Below are 26,549 nucleotides of genomic sequence, written 5' to 3'. Positions count from 1 at the left end.
TGCCGCGCGGCCCGGGCAGGGCCGATGGTCCCGACAGACAAAACTAGCCGAGGGCCTTGTCCAGGTTGGATAACGGGCGCGCGGTGCCTGGTTCCGGCGCTCGCAGCGTTGATTCCACTGCCGCCGACGGGTGAATCCGGTCGGCCGAGTCAGGTGCCGAGCAGGCTGACCGCGAGCCGGGCGGCCGCGCGTCCGCTGTGCACGGCGCCGTCCAAGTAGGAGGCACCCACCCGGGTGACGTCGGCGCCGGCGGGGACGATCCGCCCGTGCGGCACGGAAACCGCGTCGACCTCGGCCGTGGTGGTGGCTGCGTCGTGGGCCAGCCAGGTCCCACGGGCGTAGGGGTCGGCGACCCAGTCGTGCATCGCGGCCGCCAGCACCTGGACGTCCGGGACGACCGGTCGGATCAGGTCGGCCACCGCGGCCAGGTCGTCGGGGTCGATCTGGTCGGGGTGCGAGCCGAAGACGACCAGGACGACCGCGCCATCGGGCAACCGCCTGATGGTCTTGAGCACCGACAGGTTGGGCAATCCGCAGAACGCGACATCGGGAATGTCGCCCCGGGCGAGCACTCCCAGCTTGGCACCGCTGCCCCGGTGCCCCCGGGCAATCAGCGCGGCCGCGTCGGCGGTCCACGCGGGCGAGACCTCGAGGTCCGGCCAGGTGTTCAGCGGGGTGGCCAGGATGACCGCGCCGGCGCGGTAGGACCGCCCGTCGGTGATCGACACGTCGACGCCGGTTCCGTCGTCGGTCAGGGATCGGACCGGGCTATCGAGTTCGATCCGACCGGCCTCGGCGCCGAGCGCGGCGGTGAGCTCGCTGATCCCACCCTGGACGGTCGGCGCGAGCATCGCCGCGACGGTCCACCGGGTCACCGAACCACCGCCACCGGCGAGATCTTCGGCCATGGTGTGCATCGAGGCGGTGGCCCAGTCACCGGAGACCTCGGTGTCGAAATAGGCGCGCAACAGGTCCAGCGTGTGCGGGCCGTGCACCCGGCTGGTGAAGAAGTGCGCGACCGACCCAGGGACGAATCCGCCCCCGTCCGCCGTGGCGGCCGCGTCCTGCCAGGCCCGGACGGCGATCTCGAGTTGAGGCAGTTCGTCCGGCGGCACCGGCAGGCCACCGCGGCGTAACTCGCCCAGGGTGAGCCAGGCGACCGACGCCGGGAACGGCAACGGTTCGAGACTCAGTCCGTACCGGTCGAGTTCGGTGACGATCGCGGTGTGGGCCGGATCGACGAACATCCCGCCCATCTCGAATCCGTTGCCGTGCAATGCCGTCGGGTCGGTCCAGGCGCGACCGCCGACCCGGCTGCGGGCCTCCAGGGTGACGACGCCGACGCCGGCCGCGGTCAGGTCGCGGGCTGCGGTCAGGCCGGCCAGGCCCGCACCGACCACGATCACGTCCACCTCGGACACGCCCACCTCGCCCTCGTCGCTCCCCGGCCGGATGGGCAGGGTCCGGTCCCGAACGCTACCGGGTGGATCCGGATCGTGCGCTCGGCCGGCATCGTCCGACCGACCGGGTCGCGGGCCGGTCCGGCCTACCCGGAGAGCGCGAACCGCCGCGGTTCGGTGTACCGGCTGACCCCGTCCTCATCACCCAGGTAGAACGAGACCGCCAACGACGAATCGTCCAGGTCGTAGACCGCATGCCAGAAGGTGCGCGCCATCGGCACGGGTGCGGTGAATCGCACGGCGGCGAAGTGATCGCGGATGTCGTCCCGATCGACGAGCGGTCCGGGGTCGACCGCGGCGCTCAGCGTCCGGTACCGGTGGTAGGTCAGCGCGGCGGTGCCGTCCAGCTTCGGATCGTCGGGCAGGGTCGCGCCGTCGGGCCAGCGGTGCAGCAGGTGGTTGGTGCAGACGGTGGGCCGGTCCGGCGATGGCTCGACGATGAACTCCCGGTTGTGACCGGGCGAGTACTCCCAGACGAAGGAGCGGCCGGATCGATCGGCCACCAGGAAGTGGCACGGAACGAAGAAGTAGTACTGCTTGGCCAGCAGCAGCGCCTGCTTCGCCTCGTCCACTGTCGCACAGGTATCGAGCAGGTACCGGATGATCTGTTGCTCCGACAGGCCCACCTGGGCAACGATGCTCGGCTCGGGGGTGGCCGATTCGTTGTCCGCCATGAGGCTCACGGCCAGGCCCGCCGAATTCACCCCGTCCATCGCACCCAGCACGTCCATGATCCCGACCGTGATGGACGAGTAGCCATTATCAGGGTGGCATTCCACCACCCATGGCGCCGACGACAGCGGTCGCTCCGCGGAACCGGCTGCCCGGCCGATGATCTCGGAGTAGGAGAGGGTCGGGAAGTCGAAGTTCCGGGCCAGCAGGTTGTGCCCGTCCTTCACGCCGACGCCGGGGTAGAAGACGGTCGAACAGCCCGCCGGCAGTTCGTAGGTGCCGAGCCAGGCGAGATCCCAGGCGTCATCGGTCGGGTCCACGCCGAACGCCGTGCCGACCCCTTGCATGCGCTCGTGCAGGATCGGATGGTTGGCTGCGAACCAGGTGCGCCGGGCGCGCTGAACGGCCCGATCGGGTGCTCGTCGCGGCCCGGCCGCGGCGCCGTGGGCGTCGCGCGCCGCGTTGGCCAGCGCCTGCCCGATCTCCCGTTCGGTGCCGGCGACCCGAATGTGCCGGACGGTGGTGAAGTCGCCGGGATTGCCGCCGGCGACGATGTCGATGTGGGCAGGCATGGTGCTACCTCCGGTGTGTCGGGCTCGGAAGATACTACGGATTCGTAGTACTATGAGGAAATGATGCGACATCGCAGTAGCCCTGTCAACCCGTCCGCCGCGGTCAGTGCCGAGGACTACCGACAGACCCACCCGAAGCCGGATGCGGCCGACCCGGCGGCCGTGCCGACCGACGAGAACGTGCTGTTCGCGCTGTGGTCGGTCGGCCGGGCGGCGGCCGAGCTCCTCGACGTGATGCTGGCGCCGGCCGGCCTCGATGCGGACGAGTTCGCCATGTACTCCCTGGTGCTCGCCCGGGATCAGGTCACGCCCACCGAGCTGGCCCGGTGGGCGTCGGCTCCGGCGACGACGGTGTCCAGCTACGTCAAGCGGTTCGAGAAACGGGGGCACGTCGACCGGGTGCCGCACCCGACCGATCGACGGTCCTACTCGATCCGGCTCACCGATGCGCGCACGGCGGTGGGTGCGGTCGCCGCGCAGCGGTCGACCTCCGAGCCCTGATCACCGATGTTAACCGGGGGCCGGGCCCGGTCGGCCGGCCCCCGACTCGGCGGCGTTCCGGTACCACATCGCCGCCGCCGTGCGGCTCGTCACCTCCAACTTCGCGTAGGCGTTGGTCAGATGCTTGCGCACCGTGCGCTCGGTGATGCCGAGGGTGGCGCCGACCGCCGCGTTCGTCCGGCCGGTCGCGACCAGTGCAAGCACGTCCCACTCGCGAGCGGTCAATCGTCGTTCGTCGGCGGGTTCGGCCACCTCGAGGCTGACCAACCGCCCGACGGCCTGGTCAAGCGCGGCCCGGAAACTCAACGCCGACTGCAGCGGCTCGCACAGCAGGCCAAGGCAGTGCATGTCGTCATCGCTGAAGTCGTGCTTGTACCGGTGCAGCCCGACCATTCCCGCCTTCCCGCCGTGCAGCCCGAGGTTGAACCCGGCCGGGTACCGCCCGTCCCGGATGCCGTGGACGTACCACCATGTTTCGGTGTCCCAGAACGGCCGGATGGGCAGCTCGTCGCTGAGCCGGAAGGGGCGAGTCCGGACGAGCGCTGAGGGCTGGGTCATCGGATGGGCGCGCATGTGGGCGACGACGCCCTGCAGTTCACCGGGGCTGAGATTGGGTACCCCGGCCGCGCGGTGCCGACCCTGCAACGGGGCGGAGAGCTCCCACCGCCCGATGGCGACGCCGACGCCGAGGATTCGATGCAGCCCGTCGGCCAGCATGCGCGAGCAATCCCCGCCGCGGGCCTCGATCGTCGCCGCCTCGATGCCGAGCCGGATGAAGTCCTGTTCGCGCAACGGATCCTCCCGACCGAGCGAGCTGCTTCCCCAGTCGCACCCATGGTGGCGCATCCGCCACTGTCCGGCCAGTCGCCGGTTACGGAGAATTGATCGGCACGCGTCAAACGCGGGCACGCCCGCACCCGGCCCCCCGACCCGGGTGCGGGCCTCACGACGCGCGGGACGGGCGGCGCCGGACGGGGGCCCCGGCGCGGATGGCCCGGGGTATCTCGGCGACGCTGTCCACGGCCTGGAGCAGCTCCCGCAGCTCGTCCGGGGAATCCGGACCGTCGACCTCGACGGTGTACTCGATTCCGGTGGATTCCCAGGTCTCGAGGTCGAAACCGCCGGAGGCGGTCACCCGCACGCCGCGAACGGTGACCGCGAGCCGCTCGGCCTCCCGGTAGACGTCGTTGAGGACGCAGCCCGCCGTCGACAGATGCAGCAGGTGGGCACCGGTGAAGGCGCTCTCGACCCTGACCCCGCCCTCGGTCCAGCGGTGGGGGAAATGCACGGTACCGGCCGCGGACCCGGCGAGCGTCCCCGCTGCGGCAACAACCTGGAAGTCACCCATTTGTCCATTTTGACACTGGGACCGCCCGCGCGGCCACGGGTCAGCGGACCGCGTTCCGCCGGACCTCGTCCTCGACCACCGACCGGACCACCCGCGCCTGGATCTCGGTCAGGGCCGGCAGCCGCTCCGCCGCCGGCAGCGCGGTCAGCAGCGCGGACGCCTGGTCGATCGCCCGGTCGCGAGGGGCGGAAGGGTTCGGCACCGCGGCCGGTGCTGCCGCCGGATGTGCTGTCACCGATGGTGTTGCGGCCGGTGCGGCCGGTGCGGCCGCTGCCGGCGGGGTCGGATTCCGACGAAAGCTCCGGTTGGCGATCCAGCCGCCCGGCGCGCCTGACGCGAGGTCGGCCGGGGCGCCTGACGCGAGGTCGGCCGGGGCGCCTGCCGGAGCACCCGCCGCGAGGTCGCCCGTCCCAGGGTCACCCGCCGTGCCCGCTTCCCTCGCGGCCGAGCCGGTCGAGGTGGCCGAGAAGGCGCGGGGGGCCGCGCCGGCCGATGTGCCACCGGCCGGCGAGCTGACGGGCGACGGCGCGATCGACGGGCGTCCGGCTCGCGACGCGGCGGTGTGCGGGACCGCCGGGGCGGGGGCCGGTGCCCGGCTCGACGGTGTGTCACGCGACGGCGCCGATCGAAGGGCGTCGAACAGGCTGTCCGGCCGCAGGCCCAGGGCATCGGCCAGGGTGCGCATGGCGGGGGTGGACGGCATCCGGTAGCCGGTCTCGATCTGCGAGATGTACGGGTAGGACAGCCCGGTCGACTCGGCCAGATCCCGCCGGCTCATTCCACGGCGTTCTCGGGCCCGGCGAACCGCCTCGCCGAACTCGTCGCTCCCCGTCTTGAGTGACTCGGCCATTCAATGCTCCTTGCATAGCTATGCTTTAAGCATTACGCTCTAAGAATCAGCATAACCGATGCGATCGACCCGGAGGACGCACATGCACATCGCCACCCATCTCGATCTCGATGTGGTCGCGCTCGACGGCGACGACGAGATCTCGTTGCTCGTCGAGATGTCCGCGCCCATCGCCGCGGCCGGCACCGTGCGCGCGCCGCGCACGCTCGTCGTCGTGCTCGACCGCAGCGGATCCATGCAGGGCGAACGGCTCTCCGGGGCCAAGCGAGCGCTCACCGATCTGGTCGACCGGCTCGAACCGCAGGACCGGTTCGGCCTCGTCACCTTCGACAACTCGGTGCGGCTGGACATCCCGGCCGGGGCGTTGACCGACAAGGCCGCGGCCAAGCAGCGCATCGAGGCGATTCGCCCGGGCGGTGCGACCGATCTGTCGGGCGGCTACCTGCGCGGCCTGCAGGAGGCCCGGCGCAGCGTGGACGGTGCCGGCGGCACCCTGCTACTGATCAGCGATGGCCACGCCAACGCCGGAGTGGTCGACCCGGATCAGCTCGGCGCGGTCGCCGCGAAGGCGGCGGCCGACGGAATCGTGACCACCACGGTCGGTTTCGGGCTGGGTTATGACGAACGCCTGCTCCGGGCGATCGCTGCCGGGGGGAATGGCGGCGAGCTGTTCGCCGAAACGGCCGATCAGGCACTCACGGCGATCGCCGGCGAGATCGACGGGCTGCTGTCCCAAACCGCCCAGGCGGCGTCGTTGCTGGTCCGGATGTCCCCGTCGTGCCGCCGGTTGAGGGTGATCAATGAGCTGACCTCGGTGCCCACGGCGGACGGGGTGCAGGTCGAGCTCGGGGCGTTCCACTCCGGCGAGGCGCGCCGCCTGATGCTCACCTTCGACGTGCCCGGTATCGCCGCCCTCGGGCTCGCGCAGGTCGCCGAACTCGACTTCACCTGGGTGCAGTTGCCCGGGCTGGTGCAGCACTCGGTCACCATCCCGGTGTGCGTCAACGTCGTCCCGGGCGACCAGGCGGCCGGCCGGGTGCCGGATCCGACGGTCCGCACCGAACTCGCCTACCTGCGCACCCAGCAGGCCAAACGCGCCGCGGCCGAACGGATGTCCGCCGGCGACGCGGGCGCGGCGATCGCCGCGATGCAGGCCGCAGGGGCGATGCTGCGCACGGCCATGGCCGCCGCACCGGCGCCGATGATGGCCGACCTGCGCGAGGATCTGGACGCCATCGACCGGCTGGCCGACGAGGCGACCACCGGTAACCTGTCCCGCGCCGCCAAGGCGCTGTCGGCCGACACCAGCCGCAAGTCGCGCCGGCGGGGGAGTGGCGCGCGGGTCTGAAATCCCTGAAGCGGCTTCGCCCCCGCAGTCTTGCTGCCCCGCAGTCTTCCTGCCCGCCGACTCGCCGCACCGGCAGGTCCGGTCGGCAGGGGATTCGGCCGGTCAGGCGGTCGTTGGGCGCGATACTGCGGGCAACCGGGTCAGGCGCGAAGCGCCGCCAGGACCTTCTCGACCCGCCGGGCCCGGGTGTCGTCGGTCTTCGCGCCGTCCACGGACAGGGCATGCGCCCGCTGGTTGCTGTACGACAGCGCTGCCCACGCCGCGGCCGCGGCCGGGTCGGTGGCGAGCCGGTCCGCGAGCGCCGTCGGCACCTCGACGGTGCGGGGCGCGTCGTCGACCGCGAGGGCGACCTCCACCTCGTCCCCGGCGCCGCGCCCGGTAGCGGCGCGAGTCTCGGCGCCGAACGAGATCAGATACCGACCGCCCATCGAGGCGATGGTGCTGCGGTAGGTGCAATCGCCATCGATCGTGACCAGCACCGGGACCCGCTTGCCGCGGCCGAAGCCGTGCACGATCTCCTCGGGGACCACAATGCCCACGTTGTTCCCGCCGGCGGCCCAGAGTGTGGTGCGAAAGCTGACCATCGACGCTCCTTGTGGCTGTTTGCCCGGGTCAATGCAGTATCGCCGGGCAAGGGCGCCGGCGCGCGGAACGCTGTCGTGGCCCGGTGCCGGTAGGCCGACAATCGTTGGGCCGACCGGTCGCTTGACGCGAATCGGGCACCGGTCACCGTGCGGGGGGCGCTGGAACTCGATCCAGCACTGGCGGGGTCCGCCCGTCGACCCGGGGTGTTCATGGAGGCAATGACCCACGAGATTGACCCGCGTCAGGCTGTTCGTGCCGCCACCGGTCGCCGTCCTGGCCGGTCCGTGGCACCGAAGCCGCCCTCGAGGCCGCATCCCCCAGCCGGGTGGGCCCGAGCCGCCACGCCATCGCGATGGCCGGGCGGTAACTGCACACGATGCCCATGCGCAAGGCCGCCCGCAGGTGGGTGGCGAGCGCCGGATGCACCCGCTCGATCCGGCGCAGGCTGTCCCGGACCCGGGCGCCGACGGCCTTGCGGGCCCGCTCGGCCTCGTCGCCGAGTCGGCGGTTCCGGCCCCCGAATCCGCTGGCCGCGGCGAGTTCCCGGATCACTGCGGAGCGTTCGCCGGCCAGCCGGGCGGCCTTGTCGAGCTGCCCGAGCAGTTCCGCGTCCTCGATCTGTTCGGCCAGCGCGTCCAGTCGGTCGCGGTACTGCGCCCTGGCCCGCTCGTCCAGCACCGGGTCGGCTCCGGTGCCGGCGACGGCGGTCGCGGCAGCCGGGTCGAGCAGATCCCGAACGTGCACGTCGGCGCCCTGGGCGGTGATCAGCGCGGCCAGATCGTGCAGGCCCTTCGCGTCGGGCAGGTGTGCGGTCCGGCCGCCGAAGCGCAGCCGCCACTGCCCGTCAATGATGCGGAACTCGTTTGCGGGCGGTTGTTCTGCGGCTGCGATCCGATCGAGTTCGCGCTGCGATACCCGTTCCCACCCGGCCGCACCGAGGCGGTGGTGCATCGTGACCGCGGCCTTCAGATGCGTGGTTGCGGCCGTGCGTTCGCCCAGCGAGGCGGCCAGCACGCCGAGGTGGTGGTCGACGGCGGCGTGGTATGACGCACAGCCCCCGACGACGACGTGCGTCCCGGCGAAGGGAAGGAGGTGCTCGTAGGTCCACCGGCGCTGCGCTTCGGTCCCGACCGCGGCAAACACCACCGCACCGACGGCAAGAGACTCCAGGCCCAGCCACATCGTGAGATCGAGCACGCTGAAGTCGCCCAGGGCATCCCCGGCAGCGGTCAGGTCGCCGGCGACCGCGGGGGCCCAGGCCCGGAGCAAAGGGAACATCGGCCACATCGGATCGGCGCGATCCAGCGTGACCGGCGCCCCAGGAGCACCGAGCGCGACCAAGGCCAGTCGCAGGGTGCCCCAGCACCCGACCGCGTCCGGCTCACCGATGGCCCGGCCGAGCTCCACGGCCTCGGCGGAGAGCACCACGGCCTCCGCCGTGCGTCCGGCTATCTGGGCGTAGGTCGCACGCCGGGTCAGCGCCGCCCATTGACCCCGGGCGTTCCCCAACTGTTCGGACAGCGTCACGTAGCGGAGCAATTCGTCGCGGCCCACGGGGTCGCCGAGTTCGAGCAGCGCGGTCGCGCGCAGCAGATGGGCCAGCGCGACCAATTCCCGGTCGCCGGCATCATTGGCGGCGACAAGCATCTCGTCGACGACCGGCAGCCGGGCGGCCGCTGATCCGGGTTGCCAGAGCGCGTCGTGGCGGGCGAGCAGCGCGGTGGCCAACGCCGCTGCGTCGCCGCTGAGGCGTCCCAAGGTCACCGCCCGGTCGGCGATGTGCAGCAGATCGGCCGGCGGCAGCGGATCGGAGCCGTGCCGCAGCGCCCGAGTGAGCGCGGCGACCACGCGGGCGTGCAGGCCGCGCCGGCCCGGGGTCGCCTCGAGGCGGTCGTCCGCCACGCGAAGCAGGCCGACGACCTCGTCGACGGACGCCTGGGACCGCTGGCCCAGGGAATGCAGTCCCAGCGCGGCCCGGGCGAGGGCGACCGTGTCGTCGGCGGCCAGGGTGTGCTCGGCGGCCTGCCGGTAGCGCGCCCGGGCCAGGTCCGCCGATCCGTCGCGATCATGGGCCGCGGCCAGTTCGAGCAGGGTTTCCACATACCGGGGATCACCGATAGCCAACCGGGGCAGAGCCTGCAGGTAGTGCCGACAGGCATCGTGGTGTCCCAGGGCGGCGGTCGCCGCTCGCGCGGCCAGAATGCAGTACCGGGTGGCGTCGGTGCGCGCCTGCGGTCCGGCCGACATCAGGTGGGCCGCGATGCGAGCCGGGTCGGCCGGGGAGAGTCGTTGCAGTGACCGAGCGATCGCCAGGTTGATGGTGGCCCACGTGGGCGCGGCCTGCCCGTCGAGGATCGCGTCCCGAAACAGGTCGTGGCTGAAGCGGGGTGGGTCGTCGGTGACGATGCCGGCCCGGCGGGCCGGCATCAGCAGGTCCATCGCCGTGCTCTCGCCCGCCACGGCGCCGGCGGCGATCAACAGGTGCACGTCGATGTCGCGACCGGCGACCGCGGCCCAGTCCAGCAGCCGCGCGGATTCCGACGGAAGCCGGGCCATCCGTCGCCGAACGGTTTCGATCACCCCGGCCGGCAGGTGGCCGGGCAGGTGCCCACCACCCTGGGCCTGCACGAGACGAACCAGCTCGCGGATGAAGAACGGATTCCCGTCGCTGCGTCGCCAGACCTGTTCGATCACTTCCGGCGACGGCGAGCTGCCCGGCAGGGCCGCAACCAGGGCCCGCGCCTCGGTCAGGCTCAACCCGGCCAGCGGCAGGTGGTGCCCGGCAGCCAGCCCGAGCAGGGCCGCGCCGGCCTCGGCGTCGCGATAGGCACCCACGATCAACACGCGGTCACCGGCCAGCCCGCGGATCACCTGGTCCAGGACGGCCAGGGACTGTTCGTCGGCCCAGTGCAGATCGTCGAGCACGACGACGACCGGCTGGTCCGCCGCCAGATCGGCCAGGGCCCGGCCGATCCCGTCGTGAAGTCGGAACCGGGCGTCCGCGGCGGCCAACGCGCCGTCCGGATCCGGCGGGCCACCCGCTGGCTCGAACAACCGGCCGGCCGCACCCAGGTCGGTGGCGGGCATTCCGGACGCCCGCAGCACCTGGATCCACGGCCAGTACGGCGGCACTCCGGAGCCGGGCAGGCAGAACCCGCGAAGCACCCGGGTGCCGTCGTCGACCGCCCCGGCGAGGAAGGACAGCACGGCGGACTTCCCGATCCCGGCTTCGCCACTGATCAGCAGCAACTGCCCGGTCCCGGATTGCGCCTGAGCCAGCGCGTCGATGACGGACGCCTTGACGTCGGCCCGCCCGACGAGACGTTCGCCGCGAACCATGACGCCATGGTGTCCGGTTTGCCGGCGATGTGCCACCTGCCCGCTCGTCAGGGTCGCAGCTCCAGCACGAGGTTGAACGGCAAGGGAACGTCGAGCCGCCGCACCCGGGAAAAGCCGGCCTCGCCGGCGAGGGCACGCAGCGCCGATTCACCGGGCTGGGCGCCGAGAGGTTCGGACGACGTCGGGGTCCGCTGCGCGACGGCATTCGGCGTACAGATCAGCGTGGAGATGCTGTACATCATCCGACCGCCCGGGTGCAGGTTGTCCGCGACCCGGTCGCCGCCGGCCGGTTCGAACAGCAGCACCGCACCGGATGGCGTGACTGCCTGCCGGGCCGCCGAGAGCGCGGCGCGGGGGTCGCCGAGATCGTGCAGCGAGTCGAAGAAGGTGATCAGGTCGTACCCGCCCGGCCGAGCGGGCAGATCCAGGGCCGCCGCCACCTCGAATCGCACGTTGTCGACCTGGTCCTGTCCGGCCGCCTGCCGGGCATGCATGACGGACGCGTCGTGATAGTCGATCCCCAGGACGCGCGCGGCCGGATGCTGCTGGGCCACGGCGCGCGTCGGTGCGCCGTACCCGCAGCCGACGTCGAGCGCGGCACCGCCGGCGTCCAGGGCGGCCGCCACGTCGTCCGGCACCGACGCGCCGATCAACTCTTCCGGAAGGATCAGGCGGGTAAAGGCATCCTGCCCGTGCCAGTACTGGCCGGTCCGCTCGTGCCAGCCGAACCCCCGCCCGGCGCCGAACGCCGCGCTGAACTCGTCGAACCCCGCAATCGTGGCCGCGAGCATCTCCAGACATGCCTCCACCAGCGGTGCGCCGGGCCCGTCCGGGATGGCCGCGGCGCCGGCCGGGGAGAGCTCGAAAGTGTCGCCGGCCTGGTCATAGTCCAGATAGCCGGCGGCGGCTTGGGCGCGCAGCCATTCGCGGACCAGGGCCCGGTCGACGGTGACCCGGGTCGCCAATTGCTCGGCCGTGCACGGACCGGCACCGGCCAGCGCCCGCCACAGACCGTGGCGGGTGCCGAGGGACGTCAGGAGGACGCCCAGCGTCCCGCCCAGGTCGGCCGTGAGCCGGCCGAGGAACGCCTCCACCGCCGCCAGGTCCGGGGGTACCTCGACAGTGACCTCGATCGTCGTCATGTGCCGTCTCCTTCCACTGGTGGTTTCGACCAGCAGGCGCTAGTTCGGCACTCGCGATCCGCGAGACCCGGTCTCGCACGCTTGAGGAGTCTCCGGTGGCGCGTGCGGCGACTGGCATGCCGCCGCACCGCCGCGACGGGGTCATTCGGTCAGCGGTACCGCGCCCGGCGTCAGGCTGACCCGGAACAAAGCGAGGGGTGAGTTGATCGTCTGCACCACCGCGGGTCGGAGGGGGACCGGAATGACCGCATGATTGGCGGACTCGACGATCACCCCCCAGGCGCCCAGCATCTGGATGTTGGTGCGTACCGCCCGGGCGACCATTCGCGGGTCGTGCAGGCCCATCCCGATCGGGACCGGGGTGAGCATCGCGTCGAGTCCGTCGAGTCCGTCGAGTCCGTCGAGGTCCTGGCCCGGGGGCACACACATGGTCACCAACATCGGCAGCATGATGTGGTTGATCGCGTCCAGCAGTTGCCGGTCGATGGAGCGGGGGACCAGCACGAGATCGAGCAGGCGCTCGACCAAGGACCGCCCGAGGCGCACCCGGTCCGCCGTCGGCCCGCCGGTCGGCCGGGTGCCCGGGTGGGCCCGACTTCCGTCGAGACCGATGACTGCGCAGTCGATGCCGATCCGCCAGGGCAGAGCGATCGCGGCCACGTCCCACATCGTCCGGGTCCGGCCGGACCCGGCGGGCAGGTCCCAACGATCGCACCACCGGCGCAGGTCGTCCCGGCGCATCGCACCGGTGCCGGTGACGGCCCGGCCCGGTCCGACCCATTCCGCCAGGTCCAGCACGCGGGCGCACAGGGTCGTGGCGGCCAGCGCGGCCCATTCCTCCTCCGCCGGCGGCACGGTGACCGATGCGACGTGGCCCGGCCGCACGCCGTTCAGGGGTATGCGGGTGGTGACTGCGGTCTCGTTTCCGAGCCCACCGTCCGGCGGGCCCGGGACCCCGGGCTTGTCGTCGTTGATCGCAGCGGCGTCGACGCAGGCGTCGGTGGCCCGTCGACGCCACTCCAGGGGCATGGCATTGAACCGCTGCATGAATTCGTCCAGGGCGGTGGGATGGCCGAAATCAACACCCTCGTCGGCGGCCAGGTGCAGGACTCGCGCGGCCATGGATTGCCGGACAGGGTCGCCGAACCGGGGCGCCAGGTCACCCAACCGGGCGAGGGCGGCCAGGGTGGACGCCTCATCGTTGGCCGGCTTCCAGCGGCCGGTCTGCAGCAGGAAGTCGATGTACAGCTGCATGGCCGGGACGATCGCCGCGACATACGCAGCGTCCGCGCCGATGATCTTGGCCGGCAGCACCTCCCCGACGATGCGGGTGGTCACGTGGGGCGCCCAGTCGGTGGGATCCGGTTCGACGAACATCGACTTGAACTCGCAGGCCGCACGCACGACTTCCAGTACCCCTGCGTGCAGCCGCGGATCCGGTGACCGCTCGCCGAGCCAGCGGTCGAAGAGACCCAGGACGCGGTCGATCGCCGGCTCGGGGGATTCGGATGCCCCGACCGTGTTCGTCCGCTGGTCGTCGCGTCGTCCTGCCACCCGTTGCTCCCGTCGACCGTCCCGCAGGTGTCGACGCTACCCACTGCGGCGGTGACCAACTCGACGCCGGCTCACCGCGCCGGTTCGGCCAACGCCGATCGCAACCCCGGATCGTCCGCCCGGTCGATCCGCTCGACCGGGCCGCGCTCGGCAGTGCCGACGACCAGCGGGACGAGGGTGGGGATCAGCGTGGGCATGCGCCGATGGGTGATCGACACGACCTGCAGCGCCGACGTCGCCAGCGATGCCTCGAAGTCCCGGTTGGGTCGGCAACCGTCGGCCAGCCGGCGTTGCAGGGGAGTGCACAGGTCCTGCACGATGCCGCGCACCCGGCCGCCGCGTACGTGCTCATGGAACAGGAACCGGCCGCCGGGCCGCAGGACCCGGTGGATCTCCGCGAGCATCCGCTCCGGGTCGTCGACCGAGCAGAACACCAACGACGCCGTGACGGTGTCGAAACTCGAATCGGTAAAGGGCAGTTCATGCGCGTCCACGTCCACGACGGAGGTGGGGAAGGGCAGCGAGTCGGCCGCGATGCGCAAGGACGGGTGGAACGCATGGTTCGGTTCGACCAACACCAGTTCGTCGATCCCGGATGGGTAGTGCGGTACGGAAAGCCCGCTGCCGGCTCCGATCTCCAACACCCGCCCCCGTGCGGTGGCCAGCTGGTCGCGGCGAAGGGCGGCCTGACCGTTCCGGTCGATCCGACCCATCAGCGCCGGATACCACAAGGCGAACGATCGGCGGCCCAAGTTCGTAGAAGTCAGCATGCACCGATGGTCCGCGACCGGACGCCAGGCCGGCATGGCCGATTCGGGCCATCTTTCCGGGGTCGGCCGTCCGCGCCGGCATCGGTGCACAGCGCGGCCGATCGCCCACTCGCCGCGGCCGGATCGACCCGTTCGCCGCCAGCCGGTCGTAGGCTGCCAGCGGAGGCGTCGTGCTGGGCATCGAGGATCAGGTCGTCCGCAGGCTGCGGGTGGCCGGAAGCGACGTCGCATACTCGGTCGTCGGCGATGGGCCACCGGTCGTGCTCGGCGGTTGGTGGTGCGCGCATCTGCAGCTCAATTGGCAGGATCCCCGGTTCCGGGCGTTCCTGACCCCGCTCGCCGCGCGGCACTCGGTCATCCGGTTCGACCGGCCGGGCACCGGCGCATCCGACTTGTCGGCCCCGCTCCCCGTCACCGTCGACGCCGATGTGGCCGTGCTCGCCGGGGTCGTCGACGCACTCCGGCTCTCCCGGTTCGGGCTCGTCGGTGCCTCGTCCGGGGCGGCCACGGCGGCCGCGTTCACCGTCGAACGGCCGGAGCAGGTTGACCGGCTGGTGCTGTACGGGTCGTTCGCCCGCGGGTCCGAGATCGCCACCGAAGCGGCCCGGCGCGCGCTGCTCGATGCCGTGACCGGTCATTGGGGACTCGGTTCACGATTGCTCGCCGACCTTTTCGTGCCCGGTTCGGCGGCCAAGGAGCGGGACGAGTTCGCCCGGTTCCAACGCCGATCGGCCACGCCCGAGCAGGCCGCGCGGTCGCTGGCGGCGAGTTACCGGACGGACGTGACCGATCGACTGTCGCGGGTGCGCGTCCCGACGCACGTCGTTCATCGCCGTGACGACCGGGCCGTACCCTTCACTCTCGGGGCCGACGTGGCCCGCCGAATCCGTGGGGCGACCTTCCTCCCGCTCGACGGCGTCGACCATTTCCCGTGGCGCGGTGATGCCGACGCGGTCGGTGACGCCCTGTTGCGCGGCCTTGGTCACTACATCTCGCCCCGGTCCGGACGGCCGGGAGCGGCTGCCCTGACCGAGCGGGAACGGGAGGTCCTGGTCCTGGTCGCCGCCGGTCTGACCGACACGCAGATCGCCGAACGGCTGACGGTCAGCCCGCACACCGTGCATCGGCATATTGCGAACGCCCGGGCCAAGCTCGGGGTCCGGTCGCGGGCCGCGGCCGCCGCCGTCGCGGCCGGGCCGGGCCGGTAGCGCCGGCGGCCGGCTCCGCTCGGGCAGTCACCGGCGGGCCGGGCAGAACCTCGCCGGTCGCCGGTCATTCGGAGGGCGTCGCGGCCCCGTTCGCACCGGTGGCCTCGGCGGCGATCTGGTTGGCCTGACGCCACGCGTCCCAGATGGGCGGTGCGAGCCGGCCGCGGTCGGGGACGGCGAGACCGGCCGCGCGGGCCCACCGGCGAACCTCGGCGGTGCTCGGCAGGGGCGCGTCCGGAGCGCCGACCGTCTCGGCGACCGTGTCGACCCGGCGGCCGATGGCAAGTTCGGTCTCCGCCCAGGCCTGCGCGGCGGCGAGATAGCGGTAGGTCCACTCCTCGGCCAGTGGCCGCGTCTCGGCGAACACGATCGGTACCGACGGCCAGCGAACCTGCAGTTCGGCGAGCCCGTCGGCCACCACGGCCGGCCGCACCCGGTCGAGCTTGAAAATTTGCGAGTAGCGGTCTTCCACGACCAGTGCGGCGCGGGGCAGGGCGGCCAACTCGCCGACGGCAAAGCTCAGCTTGCCGCCGGTCAGGCTGGACACCAGGTCGGTCAACGACTTTCGTTCCACCGCGGCGATGAGCCGGTCCCCGACGATCAGCCCGTAATCCCCACACGGGAGCGCCCGCCTGGACGTGGTCACCTGCTGCGTGGCGAACCGGTAGGCGTACTGCTCGCGGGTGTCGACGACGATCTGCAGGTCGGCGATGCCCGCGGCCCGGGCGGTGGGGGTGGTGACGTTCGGCCGGGCCTGCTTGCGCACCCGCGGGGTCTGCCAGAACACCATGTCGCGGCCGCGGGCGGTGGTGAAGACGATCTGTGAACGGTTCTCCCGGCCGCGGGCGAGCACCAGGTCGATCGCCGCGCCACGCCGGGCCACGGACCGCACCGGGGTCCGTTCGACGATCTCGGGCTCGGCCGGCCACTCGGCGAGCTCGACCGGATGGCAGTACAGCGCCTTCGTTCGTGGCCAGGTGCCGGACGTGCGGAACACCAGCCCGGCGCCCAGCGGCAACCGCAGCAGGTAGGGCAGCCGGGATTCCGGGTCCGGATTCGTCGCGATCAGGAGGTCGGCCATGGCGACCGCCGATTTTACCGACAGGGCGACCATCGATCCTCCCCGGCGGCGCCGAGCCGGCGCCGCCCGCGATCGCGACGCGACTTTCCACGGACGGGCCGGTCGGTTCGCGCGGCTATCCGTCCAGTCGAACAGCCCGAATCAGCCGCACCGTGCCCAACGCGGCGATCGTCAGACCGAGCAGCAGGTACACCGGCCAGACGACGCCTGCAGGGAGCCAAGCAGGTCGCTGCCCAGTGCGTTGCCCGCTCACCGCTGCGGAGATCACCGCACCGACGCTCGGGATGAACGTGTTGGACCGGCGGGCGGTGTGCACCGGCGCCGACAGGGTGCCCTGGAGGGCCGCGAAGGTGCCGATCGGGTAGAGCAGTGCGGCCACCAGCGGAGAGCCGCCGACGGCGATGCCGATGTACGGCAGCACCACCGCGGTCGCGGACAGCTGGTTGGCCAGGCTCACCGCCGACGCCTGGCCGAGCAACGCGCGATAGTTCCTGGTGCGCGGCACCGGGTCGGCGCCGTCCGCCCCATCGGGTGCCGCCCCTTGGTCAGCGGTTCGGTCGGCCCCGACGGCCGCGCTGGTGGTCACCACCTCGGCGCTGACCGAGTCGGCGGTGACCGAGTGGATCGTCGGAGGAGCGGATATCGGGTCGCGGCCGGTTCCGCCGGCGCGCCGGTCGCGGCGAGCGCGGGGTCCGGCATGGACGAGCGGCCGCGCGATTCCCACTCGGAATTCGCTGAGTTGGGAGCCGGCACGGACAGATTGTCACGCTAGGCCCGGTGCGTCCGCACCGAAGGGGTCCCGGACGCCCGATCGGGGAGGCCGGGCTACCTCGACGCGTCGTGCCGGGGTGAATGGCTTGTCGGTAGCGTCCCTGGTCTGCGCCATCGAGCCACCATTCGCCGCCCAGGCCAACAGGTCGAGCCGGGTTGCGGCGGTGAGTCGGCGCTGCGCGGCGCGGAAAACGCTGGGAATGTCGGTGGAAGACGGAACGGGAGCTGCTGGCCATCCACGGGTCCGGCGGTGACGCGCATCTGTCCGGCCGCTCTTGTCCGCGATTCTGGTCAGGCCGGCGCGATCTCCCGGTGGGATTGCCCGGACGCGCCGACCATGTCGGTCAAGAACTTCTGCGTCTGCTCGTCCGTGCTGTAGAGAAGGGTGCCGACCATGCCCCGAGTCAGCAGCACCTTGTAGACGTTACGGACCAGGGCGGCGAAGTCGTCGTCGGTGACATCTTGGCGAGATCGGAAGTCGGGATCCCGATTGAATTCTCGTCGGCCCACCCATTGGTCGTCCCGGCGCACGAAGTCCGGGCCGATGATGACGCCGTTCCAGTCGTACTCGAAACCCTGCGCGGTGTAGACGCAGCCGATCTGGTGGAAGCCGTCGGGATGAGACGCCCACAGCGCCGACGGCGGTGCGCCGGGGAGGCCGCGGTCGCCTCGCAGGTTCCAGGGCCGGTCCCACCCGTCGATCTGCACGTCGGGAACCAAGGTGCCGTCCCGGTTGGGGTCGCTCCACGGCCAGCAGTAGCCGGCAGTCATCCGGGCGTTGTAGCCGTCGGCCACCTGCTGCCGCAGCGTCGACTCCATCGCGTCCGGCGTCGCCACGACGTCGACGATGAAGCGGCTGTCACCGGTCCATCGCCAGGGTGGCCGGCCACCGAGCCCGAGCAGGTCGAGGACCCATTGCTCGTACAGTTCGCTGCCGCCGCACCGGAATTGGTCCTTGAGCGGGATCACATGCATGTCAATGCCGAGGCGGGCGGCGGCCTCGCCGATGCCATCGATCGTTCCCATTTCGCCGGGCCGGACGACCTGGAACTCGTCGAGCAGGAACACCGGAACACGAGCCGCGGAGAGCAGCTCGTCGATCTGTGGGCGCCCGGTCCGGTGTTCGGCACGGGTGTAGCGGTTCGCCGATGTCCGGCGGATCCGATGCGCCTCGTCGAGGATGAGTACGTCCAATCCGTTGCGTTCGGCCTGCATGAACGAGTTGAAATACTTGAATAGCGAGGTGGCTCGCTGGTTCCGCTGGCCGCTCAGTTTGCGCAAGGTGGTGGTGAACGCACGTGACCCGGTGGCGTGCACGACGCTCCGACCTCGCGCGGCCAGTTCGCCCATCAGGGACAGGGCGACGACGCTCTTGCCGCTGCCAGGGCCGCCGCTGACCACGACCACCGCCTTGTGGTCGGCCGCCCGTGATCGCTCCACCTCCGCCAGCACGAGGTCCACCGCCACCCGCTGCTCGTCGAGGAGCACGAACTGCTCGCGGTTCGCCAGTTCGTCGGCGACGACGGTCAGCAGCTGGCGGGATGGGGCGACCCCGGAGCGCAGCAGCAGATCGGCGGCCGGAGCACCGGATGCCGTCGGATCGAGCCGGGTCAGCAGGTATTCGACGAAGCGGCCGCGTCCCGCTCCGGTGAACAGGCGGGCTCGATTGTCCTGTGGGTAGGCGCCGAGGACGTTCTCCACCTCGACCCCGGCGTTGTGGAGGTAGGCGACGCCAGTGAACGCGTCCGGATGGTCGTGCGCGATGCGCAGGAAGTCGGTCAGGTAGTCGTGGTACTTCCGCACCTGGGCGACCGGATGCAGGCGGGGGCCGCCGGGCGCACCCGGCACCGAGATGAGTTCGGCCGACCCCGGCCACGGATCGACCCGGCTCCACTGCTTCAACTCGACAACCACGAACGACGGATCACCGGTCCGCGGGTGACGGCCGGCGAGGACCACGTCGGCGCGTCTGCTGGTCAATGGCAATTGGTACTCGACAAGGACTTCAATTCTGTCCAGACCGGCGTCGTCGAGGTCGGTGGCGAGAACGGGCAGGCTTCCGGACCAAGATCGCACCTCGCTCGGTGACACCCGGTGTCCGGTGCGGTTGACGAACTGACGTTCCAACTGTGCCTCGATGGCGGCGGGGTGCCAGGCCAGGTCCATGAAGGCACGGCCGCTTCGCCGCAGCAGCATGACCGGTGACCCCCCAGAGCAGCACGAAGTGACTCGTGCGGATGGGGGACTGTCCGGGAGGATGCCCGTCGGGCCGCGTCAATCAGCATAGTTCGCCGGCGTCACCGGCTGGCGTGCCACAGTGTTGTGGTGTCCGATCTGTTCGAGCTCACCTCCGAGATCCGCCGCTTCACCACCGAGCGGGACTGGCAGCGATTTCACGACGCGAAGTCGTTGACCTTGGCGCTCACCGGGGAGGTCGGTGAGCTTGCCGAGCTGCTGCAATGGGTGTCCGCGTCGACCGTTCGCACTGACGTGCGGGAGGGCCGATTGCACGAGCGGCTCGGCGAGGAACTGGCCGACATCCTGATCTACCTGATCATGCTGGCGGATGAGGCAGGGATCGACCTCGCCGCGGCGGCGTCGTCGAAGCTGGCCGATGCGGCCCGCCGGTTCCCGGCCGCCGACTTCAGCGGGCGGGCGCCGAGCAAGGTGCAGTGATGAATCTTGCGTTGTGCCTCACCGTTCGAGTAGGGCAGTCCGCTGTGCTTCGGAGCCAGACATCGTCAAAATCCGGATCGACAATCCGCAGCGGGTCCGACCTCAGGGTGGCGATGAAACGGTGCGAGCTGGGAATTGATCGTGTCCGACCACTCCGGGCCGGAGCACGACCGGGATCCTTGCACGGCCAACGGAACGCCGATGATCCCCGGCTCGTGTCCCGGGAACGACGACGAAGTCGAAGGAGTCGTTGCACCCTCGCCCGGCCCAACTGCACCCATTCGACTGGCCGGAGCTTCGAGGAACCAGCCCCCGGCCGGCAGTCGACCTTTTGATGCGCGTGACCCCGCAGGCGGCACACATCCGTGACGGCCGGTCGAGTCAGGCGGTGATCCGGGCTCATAGCCGCGGCGAGTCGATACCAACGCCGCCAGTCCGGCCGGGCATGTGGTGCCCCGACGAGAACGACCGCGCATCTCTACCGACGCCGGAAGCGTGGTCGGCGGCATTCGGCTCGATCTCCCTTCTGCACAAGAAGGATGGATCAGGTGTTCCGGGGTCGTCAGGGATCAGGACCGAGCGTTCCGCCACTTGCCTTCCGCCCGAAGCCACCTGCGCAGCCTCGATCTACGTATCGGCCACCAACGCCGTCGGCCGGCCCGCTTGTTGGTCCGTGATCTGCTGGTGCGGGTGACGTCGGACAGTGCGAGGATCGATTGAAGGGTTGGGTGACCGGGGGGATGGCGAGGCCACGTGTCGCCAGCGGAGCAGACCGACGGGCTTCCGGAGGGGCTGTACGAGAGCCTGATGACCACCCGGCTGCGCGCCCGCCTCGACGGGCGACCGCACCTGGTACCAGAGATTGCTGCCATCCACTCCGCCGATCAACCGGCCGTGCTCGCCCGGCACGTTCACGACGCAGTCCAGAGAACGCTGGCCAACGAACCTTCGAGCGATCGCCGGATAGAGCTGGTCAACCGCGTCCTGACCGACCTGGGCGCTGTCGACGATCGTACCGAGGGCGGTCCGCGCCAGTTGTGGTCCCTGGCGGGTCCCGCCGGGCCAGGGCGGGTGGCCGGCACCATGCACCGGCCTCGCACACCTTTGTCCGACGCGGCGCTGCTGACAAATGCCCGCGGCGAACCGTCTCTTGGCGCCGAATTGCGTGCCGAGTTGACCACCGCCGACCAGGTCGATCTGCTCTGTGCATTTGTGAAGTGGCACGGACTCCGCTTGCTGGAGGCCGAGTTTCGGGACCTGCGCCAGCGTGGAATTCCCTTGCGGGTAGTGACCACCACATACGTCGGCGCCACCGAGCGGGCCGCTCTCGACCGGCTGGTCGACGTGTTCGGCGCGCAGGTGAAGATTCAGTTCGACGCCTTGCGGACTCGGTTGCACGCCAAGGCGTGGCTGTTCCGGCGGCGGACGGGGTTCGACACGGCGTATGTGGGTTCGTCCAATCTGTCTCGCAGCGCGCTTCTGGACGGCGCCGAATGGAACGTCCGACTGTCCCGGGTGGCCACCCCGGTGCTGCTCGACAAGTTTTCCGCCACGTTCGACAGTTACTGGAACGAAGCGAGTTTCGAGACCTACGAGCCGCACAGAGACCGTGGCCGACTGGACGACGCGCTGGCCGCCGCGTCCGGCCGCCAGTCGACAACTGCGACAATCGCGTTGTCCGGCCTCGAGGTTCGGCCGTACTCGTACCAGGCGACCATGCTCGACGCGCTGATGGCGGAACGGCAAGTACACGACCGGCACCGGAACCTGCTGGTCGCGGCGACCGGCACCGGCAAGACCGTCGTTGCAGCACTGGATTACCAGCGGCTGTGCCCCGCTTCCGGGGTCGACCGGCCCAGCCTGCTGTTCGTCGCGCACCGCAAGGAGATCCTCGAACAGTCCCGCCGCGTCTACCAAGAGGTTCTAAGAGATCAGACCTTCGGCGAGCTGTACGTCGGCGGCGCCCGCCCGGAGCGGTGGCGTCACGTCTTCGCGTCGGTTCAGTCCTTGCACGCTTACGGCATTTCGCGTATCCCGCAGGATGCCTTTGAAATTGCCGTCATCGACGAATTCCACCACGCCGAAGCGTCGACATACCGCGCAATCCTGGACCATTTACGACCGGTCGAACTGCTCGGACTGACCGCCACCCCCGAACGGGCCGATGGGATGGACGTCCGATCGTTCTTCGGCGGCCGGACGGCCAGCGAACTGCGCCTTTGGGACGCACTCAGCGCCGACCTGCTGTGCCCGTTTCACTACTTCGGCATCTCCGACGGCACGGATCTGCGGAGTATCCAATGGTCCCGCGGTCGGTACGACCAGGACGCGTTGTCCAATGTGTTCACTGGCAACGACGCTCGTGCGCGCCTCATACTGCTCCAGATCCGAGATAAGATCGCCGAACCGGCGCGGATGCGCGCGCTGGGCTTTTGCGTGTCCCGGGCACACGCTGAATACATGGCGAGTACTTTCAACCGGGCCGGTATCCCCGCCGCCTGCGTCACCTCGGAAACCGGTGCCCAGGAGCGGGCCGCGGCTGTGCGAAATCTGGGCGACTGTGCGATCAACGCTGTCTTCACCGTTGATGTGTTTAACGAAGGTGTCGACCTGCCAAATGTGGACACGGTGTTGTTTCTCCGACCGACCGAGAGCGCGACTGTGTTTCTGCAGCAACTCGGCCGGGGTCTACGGCGGGCCCGGGACAAGCCTGTGCTGACGGTGCTGGACTTCGTCGGCCAGCACCGCAAGGAGTTCCGGTTCGACGTCAGGTACCGCGCCCTCGTTGGTGGGAACCGTCGAGAACTGGAACGGCAGGTCGAGAACGGATTTCCATTCCTGCCGTCGGGCTGTCAGATCGTGCTCGACGAGGTCGTGCAGGGCCTCGTCCTGGCCAACATTCGAGGTCAGCTGACCATCCGCTGGGCCTCGCTGGTGGCCGAATGCCGAGCCTCCGGTGATGTCGAACTATCCGACTTCCTCGACGAGACGGGCGTCGAACTGGCCGATCTCATCCGATCCGATCGAAGTTGGAGCAGGCTGCGTCGTGAAGCCGGACTTGCTACCCCGGAGGGTGGCCCGGCTGAGGCGGAACTGCTGCGACGGGTGCGATCGGTGTCGCACGTTGACGACCCTGATCGAGCCCATGCATACCTCAGCTTGCTCGCCGATGACGCCCCCGCCTACAACGACCTGAGTCCGGTCGAACGCGGGTTCGCCCGCATGCTCCTGTACTCGCTGTGGCCGACCGGTAACTTCGCTAGCTTTGATGCAGTGCTGCGGACGTTGCGGCAGGAAGCGTCCGCCCGCAGTGACCTGCGGGCGGTGATCGATCTATCCTTTGATTCGACGCGACACCTCTCCGTCATTCCGCACTCGGAGCTGTCAGCGTCCGGGCTGCGAGTGCACGCGCGGTACCAGCGGGAGGAGATCCTTTCCGCGCTCGGCCTTGCCGCGCGGTTGAAACCGGCGTACTTCCAGGCGGGCGTGGCCCGTTCGGACGAGTTGAATCTGGACGCTTTCCTGATCACGCTGCGGAAGAACGATACCGACTACTCGCCGACCACCATGTACCGGGACTACGCGATAAGCTCTACGCTTTTTCATTGGGAGTCGCAGTCCGCGACTTCGGTCGACTCACCTACCGGGCAGCGGTATATCGACCATCGCCGCGCCGGCTCGTCGATCCTTCTATTCGTCCGTGAGCGCAAGGAAAGCGCTCTCGGGCCGGTCCCTTACACGTTTCTAGGAACCGCGCAGTACGTCAGCCACCGCGGTGACCGTCCCATCGAGTTCATCTGGAAGCTCGATGTGCCCATGCCGATGGACCTGTTTACGGCGGCGTCGGTGACCCCCGGCTGACCCGCGCAGCTGACGAAGAGCTTGCCATACTACGTATCTCGAAATCGGTGCCCGAGACGCTCGGGGCTCGCCGGTTGGTGATCACGCGAGCCAGTCCGTCGTCGCCGACTCATAGGAATCCCCGCCGCATGCTCCGGCGTCACTGGGCGGGCGCGTGATCTGACCCATCGGCAGGTGGCGCGGCTTCGCGCCGCGGCTGGCCCGGCGGCGGGGTGGGCCGCCGCGTGAGCACCCGTTTCGATCAACCGAGCTAAGATTGGTCGGTCGCGGTACGCAATTGTCGCTCAGTGGTTCGAGATGCCCCGGGGACGGGATCGGTTCGGCGTCGCTTGCGCTCAACCCTGACAGGGCCCGTGTCGCCCCGGCCTCGAACGCTTCAGATCGGCGAGGGTAGATACCTTCTCGGGGAGAGATCGCACCCGAAAGCTCCTGCCCGGGGCTTTCGTTCAGGATTGAAGTGTCCAGCCTGACGTCGAAGTTCTTCATTTGCAAAATACTCGGCAACCTATCCATGAATCTGGCCGCGGCTGCGGATGCTTTCGACGGTGTCCACCGACAGGGTCGGGTGGTCCGGCGAGGACCGGCGCAGCCAGGCCGCGAGTTCGGCCGCGTCCACACCGATCTCCTCGGGGTCGGCCGCATTGTCGCGGAAAAATCGCTCGATCTCGTCGTTCGGGATCCGAACCGATCCGCCTGGCGCCCGGTTCCGGTCGACGTCGCGCCACAGGTCTTCGGTGTAGGTCAACCGTTCGAGATCGCTGCCGGTCAGATTCCCATAACGGCTGACGACGTACCCGATCGTGTTGAGAACCGCCTCGTCGGTGATCGGCGGTCCAGGTTCGATGGAGCCCTGCTTCTCCGCCCGCCACAGCGTCCCCACCACGGGTCCCATGTCCCATGCGGAGATCGATTCCGGGAACAGCGGTCGGCCGAAAGCGCCCAGGTGATGGCCCTGGCAGTAGTACAGGAGCTTGTGCAACTTCTTCACGCCGATTCCCGGCACTCGCCGGCGAAGCTCAGCGGCGACTCGGTGTGCGGAGGTTCCGGGGCATGACGCGATCCAATTCAGTCGAGGTGACCGTGCCGCTGGCGACACGATAATCGAACTGTTGTCCGGAGCGTACGAACCGGGTCCGACAGTGGGTGTTCGCGACGACGTCGAACACCCGCGACGCGTCACGGCCGCGTCGTGTGTGTATGGTATGCGCATGGCGAGAGTCAACATCACCCTCCCTGACGAATTGATCGGTCAGGCCAGAGCGGCCGGGCTCAACGTCTCGCGGCTGGCCTCGGCCGCAGTCGCCGAGGAACTGGACCGGCTCGCCAAGATTGCCGAGCTCGATGCCTACCTGGCGGAGCTGGAGCGCACTCTTGGCCCGCCGAGCGAGCAGGAAATCGCGGATGCCCGGGCATGGGCCGACCAGATTGTCGGGTCCGCGGGTGCGGATCCGCGGTCCGGCGCGGCGTGACCCTCATTCTGGATTCCGGGGGTCTCACTGCTCTGGCCGGACAGCGGGCCAAGTTGGCCGAACTACGCCGACGTGGCCTGTGGCCTGCCCAGGTTCCATCGGTCGTGTTGACGGAGGCGCTGACCGGGGACCATCGCAAGGATTTCATGACCAACCGGATCCTTCGGGCCTGCCAGGTCCGTGACGTTGGTGAACTCGTGGCCCGGACCGCTGCTCAGATGCGCACGGCCACCGGTCGGGCCGAGAGCATTTCGGCGGTCGATGCGGTCGTGGCCGCACACGCGGCGAGCACTCCCGAATCGATCGTGCTGACCAGCGATCCGGAGGACCTGACGGCGCTGGCCGACACCGCTCCACCAAGCATCGTCGTCGTTCGAATGTGAAGCCGTTTGCCGGCAGCCGGAGACGTCGCCCTTGTTCGGTTGACGATCGCGGGTAGCAGGACGTAGCCGTCCCGATACGATCACCCAGGGCGACGGCCGCCCGACGCGAGCTGGGGGGGTGCGCGGTGGTGACAATGACCGAACCGTCGACCGAGTCCGACCTCGCGATCGCACCGGGCTCGGTGGTGGTCGTCCGGGACGAGGAGTGGCTGGTCCAGTAGACCGAGCAGACCGCCGACGGGCTGCTCGTGCACGTGCAGGGGCTGACCGAACTGGTCCGCCGCGGCCGGGGCGAGCGGATCCTGATCGTCTCGCGGCGCCACGTGCTAGAACAGATGCAGCGGGAGATGTGGGCCCGCTTCGCGTTGCCGTTCGTCCGGCTGGACTCGGCCGGCATCCAGCGGGTCCGGCCGAAGCTGCCGGCCACCCGCAACCCGTTCACCTACTACAAGCGGGTCATCGTCTCCATCGACACCCTCAAATCGGACCGGTACGTCGCCGGCCTGCAGCAGCAGCGGTGGGACGCGGTCGTCATCGCCGAGTCGCACAACCTGGCCAACTCGCTGACCCTGAATAACCGCTTGGCCCGCATCCTGGCCCGCAACAGCGAGGCGTTGATCCTCGCGTCGGCGACCCCGCACAACGGCCGCAAGGACTCGTTCGCCGAATTGATCCGGCTGCTGGACCAGGCGGCCGTCCCGGCCGGCGGCGACCTTCCCCGCGACGCCGTGGAACGCCTGTCGTCCGGCGGCACCGGCACAGCCCCGAGGTGGCGGGCGTCGTCGGCAACGACTGGGCCGAGCGGCTGCCGCCGAACAACATCACGGTCCCCGCATCGCCCACGGAGGACGCGGTGGCCCACGAGTTGGCCGACCGGTGGCTGTTCGCCGGCCCGGGCGGATCCCCGTACAGCGGCGCCCGAAGCAGCCTGTTCCCCTGGACCCTGGCCAAGGCCCGCT

Annotated in this window: 21 protein-coding genes and 1 pseudogene; 8 read left to right on the top strand and 14 right to left on the bottom strand. The window is 70.1% G+C overall.

Annotated elements, in window-relative coordinates; genetic code table 11:
* Positions 1-149 precede the first annotated feature (149 nt).
* The gene (locus ACILSK_RS12770; protein ID WP_395727537.1) at positions 150-1,427 is read right to left on the bottom strand and encodes a flavin monoamine oxidase family protein; all 1,278 of its coding nucleotides are present in this window, start codon (positions 1,425-1,427) and stop codon (positions 150-152) included.
* A gap of 119 nt (positions 1,428-1,546) precedes the next feature.
* On the bottom strand, positions 1,547-2,704 hold the full coding sequence (locus tag ACILSK_RS12765) for a C45 family autoproteolytic acyltransferase/hydolase (protein ID WP_395727536.1): 1,158 nt from the start codon (positions 2,702-2,704) through the stop codon (positions 1,547-1,549).
* 60 nt (positions 2,705-2,764) lie between these two features.
* Here ACILSK_RS12765 and ACILSK_RS12760 point away from each other — a divergent pair, with 60 nt between their 5' ends.
* Positions 2,765-3,205 carry a MarR family winged helix-turn-helix transcriptional regulator gene (locus ACILSK_RS12760; protein WP_395727535.1) on the top strand — a complete coding sequence of 147 codons (441 nt, stop codon included), beginning with the start codon at positions 2,765-2,767 and terminating at the stop codon, positions 3,203-3,205.
* A gap of 9 nt (positions 3,206-3,214) precedes the next feature.
* Here ACILSK_RS12760 and ACILSK_RS12755 read toward each other — a convergent pair whose 3' ends face one another.
* From ACILSK_RS12755 to ACILSK_RS12745, 3 genes are all read right to left on the bottom strand, one after another.
* Entirely contained in the window at positions 3,215-3,997 is a 783-nt protein-coding gene (locus tag ACILSK_RS12755; RefSeq protein ID WP_395727534.1) for a response regulator transcription factor, read from the bottom strand.
* Positions 3,998-4,148: 151 nt separating this feature from the next.
* The gene (locus ACILSK_RS12750; RefSeq protein ID WP_395727533.1) at positions 4,149-4,553 is read right to left on the bottom strand and encodes an OsmC family protein; all 405 of its coding nucleotides are present in this window, start codon (positions 4,551-4,553) and stop codon (positions 4,149-4,151) included.
* A gap of 40 nt (positions 4,554-4,593) precedes the next feature.
* Complete coding sequence (locus ACILSK_RS12745; RefSeq protein ID WP_395727532.1) at positions 4,594-5,403, bottom strand: helix-turn-helix domain-containing protein; 810 nt, start codon at positions 5,401-5,403, stop codon at positions 4,594-4,596.
* Positions 5,404-5,485: 82 nt separating this feature from the next.
* Between ACILSK_RS12745 and ACILSK_RS12740 the strand changes: the two genes are divergently transcribed.
* Positions 5,486-6,751: a VWA domain-containing protein gene (locus tag ACILSK_RS12740; RefSeq protein ID WP_395727531.1), complete on the top strand. Its 1,266-nt coding sequence runs from the start codon at positions 5,486-5,488 to the stop codon at positions 6,749-6,751.
* 140 nt (positions 6,752-6,891) lie between these two features.
* On the opposite strand, the gene ACILSK_RS12735 is transcribed toward ACILSK_RS12740, so the two are convergent.
* From ACILSK_RS12735 to ACILSK_RS12715, 5 genes are all read right to left on the bottom strand, one after another.
* Positions 6,892-7,335, bottom strand: coding sequence for a DUF1905 domain-containing protein (locus ACILSK_RS12735; protein WP_395727530.1), 444 nt, complete (start codon positions 7,333-7,335; stop codon positions 6,892-6,894).
* A 208-nt stretch (positions 7,336-7,543) separates the two neighbouring features.
* Positions 7,544-10,675 carry an ATP-binding protein gene (locus ACILSK_RS12730; protein WP_395727529.1) on the bottom strand — a complete coding sequence of 1,044 codons (3,132 nt, stop codon included), beginning with the start codon at positions 10,673-10,675 and terminating at the stop codon, positions 7,544-7,546.
* Positions 10,676-10,722: 47 nt separating this feature from the next.
* On the bottom strand, positions 10,723-11,817 hold the full coding sequence (locus ACILSK_RS12725) for a class I SAM-dependent methyltransferase (protein WP_395727528.1): 1,095 nt from the start codon (positions 11,815-11,817) through the stop codon (positions 10,723-10,725).
* A gap of 141 nt (positions 11,818-11,958) precedes the next feature.
* The gene (locus tag ACILSK_RS12720) at positions 11,959-13,371 is read right to left on the bottom strand and encodes a hypothetical protein (protein ID WP_395727527.1); all 1,413 of its coding nucleotides are present in this window, start codon (positions 13,369-13,371) and stop codon (positions 11,959-11,961) included.
* A 71-nt stretch (positions 13,372-13,442) separates the two neighbouring features.
* Positions 13,443-14,141, bottom strand: a complete 699-nt coding sequence (locus ACILSK_RS12715) for a class I SAM-dependent methyltransferase (protein WP_395727526.1) — start codon at positions 14,139-14,141, stop codon at positions 13,443-13,445.
* 170 nt (positions 14,142-14,311) lie between these two features.
* Between ACILSK_RS12715 and ACILSK_RS12710 the strand changes: the two genes are divergently transcribed.
* Positions 14,312-15,349 (top strand): alpha/beta fold hydrolase, encoded by a 1,038-nt coding sequence (locus ACILSK_RS12710; protein WP_395727525.1) that lies wholly within the window; start codon positions 14,312-14,314, stop codon positions 15,347-15,349.
* A 64-nt stretch (positions 15,350-15,413) separates the two neighbouring features.
* On the opposite strand, the gene ACILSK_RS12705 is transcribed toward ACILSK_RS12710, so the two are convergent.
* The 3 genes from ACILSK_RS12705 to ACILSK_RS12695 form a co-directional block, all read right to left on the bottom strand.
* Positions 15,414-16,430: an ERCC4 domain-containing protein gene (locus tag ACILSK_RS12705; RefSeq protein WP_395727569.1), complete on the bottom strand. Its 1,017-nt coding sequence runs from the start codon at positions 16,428-16,430 to the stop codon at positions 15,414-15,416.
* A gap of 115 nt (positions 16,431-16,545) precedes the next feature.
* Positions 16,546-17,016, bottom strand: coding sequence for a hypothetical protein (locus tag ACILSK_RS12700; RefSeq protein ID WP_395727524.1), 471 nt, complete (start codon positions 17,014-17,016; stop codon positions 16,546-16,548).
* Positions 17,017-17,492: 476 nt separating this feature from the next.
* A complete protein-coding gene (locus ACILSK_RS12695; RefSeq protein ID WP_395727523.1) occupies positions 17,493-19,397 on the bottom strand; it encodes a DNA/RNA helicase domain-containing protein in 1,905 nt (634 codons plus the stop codon).
* 129 nt (positions 19,398-19,526) lie between these two features.
* On the opposite strand from ACILSK_RS12695, the gene ACILSK_RS12690 reads away from it, so the two are divergent.
* A complete protein-coding gene (locus ACILSK_RS12690; protein WP_395727522.1) occupies positions 19,527-19,877 on the top strand; it encodes a nucleotide pyrophosphohydrolase in 351 nt (116 codons plus the stop codon).
* An 807-nt stretch (positions 19,878-20,684) separates the two neighbouring features.
* Entirely contained in the window at positions 20,685-23,738 is a 3,054-nt protein-coding gene (locus ACILSK_RS12685) for a DUF3427 domain-containing protein (RefSeq protein WP_395727521.1), read from the top strand.
* A gap of 505 nt (positions 23,739-24,243) precedes the next feature.
* Here the strand turns inward: ACILSK_RS12685 and ACILSK_RS12680 are convergent.
* On the bottom strand, positions 24,244-24,726 hold the full coding sequence (locus tag ACILSK_RS12680) for a Panacea domain-containing protein (RefSeq protein ID WP_395727520.1): 483 nt from the start codon (positions 24,724-24,726) through the stop codon (positions 24,244-24,246).
* 220 nt (positions 24,727-24,946) lie between these two features.
* Between ACILSK_RS12680 and ACILSK_RS12675 the strand changes: the two genes are divergently transcribed.
* The 3 genes and pseudogenes from ACILSK_RS12675 to ACILSK_RS12665 all read left to right on the top strand — a co-directional run.
* On the top strand, positions 24,947-25,207 hold the full coding sequence (locus ACILSK_RS12675; RefSeq protein WP_395727519.1) for a type II toxin-antitoxin system CcdA family antitoxin: 261 nt from the start codon (positions 24,947-24,949) through the stop codon (positions 25,205-25,207).
* 146 nt (positions 25,208-25,353) lie between these two features.
* Positions 25,354-25,590, top strand: coding sequence for a hypothetical protein (locus ACILSK_RS12670; protein ID WP_395727518.1), 237 nt, complete (start codon positions 25,354-25,356; stop codon positions 25,588-25,590).
* Positions 25,591-25,853: 263 nt separating this feature from the next.
* Positions 25,854-26,545, top strand: a pseudogene (locus ACILSK_RS12665) (helicase); the annotation flags it as partial.
* Positions 26,546-26,549 lie beyond the last annotated feature (4 nt).

It is taken from the genome of Nakamurella sp., from assembly GCF_044224575.1.
In the GTDB taxonomy this organism is placed as follows: domain Bacteria; phylum Actinomycetota; class Actinomycetes; order Mycobacteriales; family Nakamurellaceae; genus Nakamurella.
The sequence above is the reverse complement of the archived record's forward strand: the minus strand, read 5'-3'. Positions and strand labels throughout refer to the sequence as shown.